The following is a 3,286-nucleotide window of genomic DNA, read 5'->3' on the forward strand; positions in this document are numbered from 1 at the left end:
TCCCTATCCCTCCACCACCATTGAAAAGCCCGCTGAGAAATCAGCGGGCTTTTTTCATATTTGTCGTTTAGAAAAACAAAAAAGAGCACTAACGTGCTCTTTATCTGTGACTCCACACTTGCTTGTTATCACTTATAGATAACTAGTCTTGAAGGTATTTACCTTCAGCTACCTGCCAAAATGCTCTAATCAACGGATTTTCTAACTGCGATCGCTTACAGCACACTCCCAATTCAAACGGCTTGATTGGTTCTATTTTTAAGCGGTCGACTTTATCTCTCACAGGGCTGTTGTTGATTACAACGTCTGGAGCGATACCAACCCCACAGCCAAGAGCAACCATACTTACGATTGCTTCATGACCTGATACCTGAGCGTAAATGTTGGGCTTTATCTTCATCTTTTTGAACCACGCGTTCGCACGTTCTCGTGCAGTACCTGCTTCTGGGATGATAAAAGGCACTTCATTCCAGTTTGGTTTCTCTGATTGCAGTTGCTGGCTAAAACTACTGACACCGGAGGGGATGATCACTGACAGTGGTATATCGCTAATGGTTTCGAACTCTAATCTTGAAGGCAAAATATCTGGTTTAGCTGAAATAGCAATATCAGCTTCATCATTCAGGATCTTGTCGATGGATTGCGCTGGATCACCGGTAGATAGCTTAAACTCAATATACGGATGAATAGCCCTGAATTCGGTAATGAGTTCAGGAAGGTGGCTGTAGCTTGCTGTTACGGAACAGAAAATGCGGATCTCACCCTTGAGCTCCTGTTCTCCGCCTTTTAGGTGGAGATTATATTGCTGCCACTCGCCAACGATGTTCAATGCCACAGGTAACAGATGTTTCCCTGCTGGTGTGAGGTCAACACTTCGATTATCCCTGATAAGCAGTTCTTGTCCTGTTTCTTCCTCAAGCTTTTGTATTTGACGACTAAGGGCAGAAGGACTGACGTGCATAGCCGCAGCTGTTTTGCTGAAACTCTTGCTATCACATAAATGTATAAATAATTGTAGAGATTTTATGTTCATGTTTTGCGATCGTTTCCATGTTGCATTTATTGCAATAACTAATTGTGAATATATCACTTTCAGCAACGGAGTGTCTGTTTTAGTATGAAGTCATTCGATAGAGAGATATCGACCTTACGGACTTATTTTTAAAGGAGTGCCCTACAATGGCTAACTATTTCAATACATTAAACCTTCGTGAGCAACTAGACCAATTAGGTCGCTGCCGTTTCATGGATCGTGAAGAATTTACGACTGAAGCTGAATACCTTGAAGGTAAGAAGATCGTCATTGTTGGCTGTGGTGCTCAAGGCCTGAACCAAGGTCTAAACATGCGTGATTCTGGTCTAGACGTATCTTACGCTCTACGCCAAGCTGCAATTGATGAGAAGCGTCAATCATTCAAGAATGCTGACGAAAACGGCTTTGTAGTTGGTAGCTACGAAACGCTAATCCCTCAAGCAGACCTAGTTATTAACCTTACTCCCGACAAGCAACACACTAATGTTGTTGAGACAGTAATGCCTCTAATGAAAGAAGGCGCTGCTCTTGGTTACTCTCATGGTTTCAACGTTGTTGAAGAAGGAATGCAATTACGTGCTGACCTTACCGTTGTAATGGTTGCACCTAAGTGTCCAGGTTCTGAAGTACGTGAAGAGTACAAGCGTGGTTTCGGTGTTCCAACACTGATCGCTGTTCACCCAGAAAATGACCCTAAAGGTGAAGGCTGGGATATCGCTAAAGCTTGGGCTGCAGGTACTGGTGGCCACCGTGCAGGTTGCCTAGAGTCTTCATTCGTAGCTGAAGTTAAATCTGACCTTATGGGTGAGCAAACTATTCTATGTGGCATGCTACAAGCGGGTTCTATCGTATCTTACGAGAAGATGATTGCTGATGGCATCGAACCAGGCTACGCAGGTAAACTTCTACAATACGGTTGGGAAACGATTACTGAAGCACTTAAGTTCGGTGGTGTAACTCACATGATGGACCGTCTATCTAACCCTGCTAAAGTTAAAGCGTTTGAGCTTTCTGAAGAGCTAAAAGACCTAATGCGTCCGCTTTACAACAAGCACATGGATGACATCATCTCTGGTCACTTCTCTAGCACAATGATGGCTGACTGGGCGAACGATGACGTGAACCTACTAGGCTGGCGTGAAGAGACAGGCGAAACAGCATTCGAAAACTACCCAGCTTCTGACGTAGAAATCTCAGAGCAAGAGTACTTCGACAACGGTATCCTAATGGTTGCTATGGTTCGCGCCGGTGTTGAGCTAGCATTCGAAGCAATGACAGCATCTGGCATCATCGATGAGTCGGCTTACTACGAATCTCTACATGAGCTTCCACTAATCGCAAACACAGTTGCTCGTAAGCGTCTTTACGAAATGAACGTTGTAATCTCTGATACTGCTGAGTACGGTAACTACCTATTCGCTAACGTAGCAACACCGCTACTATGTGAGAAGTTCATGCCTTCAGTAGCAACAGACGTAATCGGCCGTGGTCTAGGTGAAACATCTAACCAAGTTGATAACGCTAAACTAATTGAAGTAAACGAAGCTATCCGTAACCACCCTGTAGAGTATATTGGTGAAGAGCTACGTAGCTACATGAGCGACATGAAGCGTATCGCTGTAGGCGGTTAATTTGTCGCTTAGATACTGATAAATTTGCAGAAAAAGCGAAGCAGTATCACTAACTCCTTACAGGTTGGAGTTATAAATAAGCAACACAACATCTAATAAAAAGGCTTGGTCGCCGTTGACCAAGCCTTTTTGCTTTTAGTAACAAAGTCTTAAAAATCAATAAAATGAACATTGTTTGTTCAGTCTTCGTAGACTTTCAGTTTTCTTTCTTTACGCTTACTTGTCGGCAATCTTTGCTTCTAAGTCCGCTAGCTTTTGTTCCATTTCAGTCAGCTTTTGGCGAGTGCGCAGTAGTACTTGTGTTTGAACATCAAACTCTTCACGGCTTACAACGTCTAGCTTGTTCAGTTGGCCTTGGATAACCTGGCGAACTTTTTGATCTACATCTGAACCAAGCTCTTTTACTGGTTGAGGCATAGAATCGTGGATCTGCTTAGCAATCTGCTCTAGTTTTTTTGGATCAAACATATCAATTAAAACTCCTGAATATTTACCACTATTCTATTTAATCACACTTGCGATGTCGCCTATGGCGTACAAAAAAAGGCCACCGAAGTAGCCTTTTTATTGGTTCATCGCGGATTAGCGGGAACTTAAAACAAAAACGGTAGTAAGTGATATG

3 protein-coding genes are annotated in these 3,286 nt (G+C 43.1%); 1 reads left to right on the forward strand and 2 read right to left on the reverse strand.

Annotation, left to right across the window (positions count from 1 at the left end; all coding sequences use genetic code 11):
- Positions 1–142 precede the first annotated feature (142 nt).
- Positions 143–1,033 (reverse strand): HTH-type transcriptional activator IlvY, encoded by an 891-nt coding sequence (gene ilvY / locus ACED42_RS21575; RefSeq protein WP_371704110.1) that lies wholly within the window; start codon positions 1,031–1,033, stop codon positions 143–145.
- Between the two features lie 146 nt (positions 1,034–1,179).
- Here ilvY and ilvC point away from each other — a divergent pair, with 146 nt between their 5' ends.
- Complete coding sequence (gene ilvC, locus ACED42_RS21580; RefSeq protein ID WP_371704111.1) at positions 1,180–2,664, forward strand: ketol-acid reductoisomerase; 1,485 nt, start codon at positions 1,180–1,182, stop codon at positions 2,662–2,664.
- 216 nt (positions 2,665–2,880) lie between these two features.
- Here ilvC and ACED42_RS21585 read toward each other — a convergent pair whose 3' ends face one another.
- Positions 2,881–3,132 carry an accessory factor UbiK family protein gene (locus ACED42_RS21585; RefSeq protein WP_009848085.1) on the reverse strand — a complete coding sequence of 84 codons (252 nt, stop codon included), beginning with the start codon at positions 3,130–3,132 and terminating at the stop codon, positions 2,881–2,883.
- Positions 3,133–3,286: the final 154 nt, after the last annotated feature.

Source organism: Vibrio sp. FF145 (assembly GCF_041439075.1).
Lineage (GTDB): Bacteria > Pseudomonadota > Gammaproteobacteria > Enterobacterales > Vibrionaceae > Vibrio > Vibrio tasmaniensis_A.

Excerpts from the sequence above, each read along its gene's own strand:
- ilvY (WP_371704110.1), bottom strand. The coding sequence starts at position 1,033 with ATGAACATAAAATCTCTACAATTATTTATACATTTATGTGATAGCAAG.
- ilvC (WP_371704111.1), top strand. The coding sequence starts at position 1,180 with ATGGCTAACTATTTCAATACATTAAACCTTCGTGAGCAACTAGACCAA.
- ACED42_RS21585 (WP_009848085.1), bottom strand. The coding sequence starts at position 3,132 with ATGTTTGATCCAAAAAAACTAGAGCAGATTGCTAAGCAGATCCACGAT.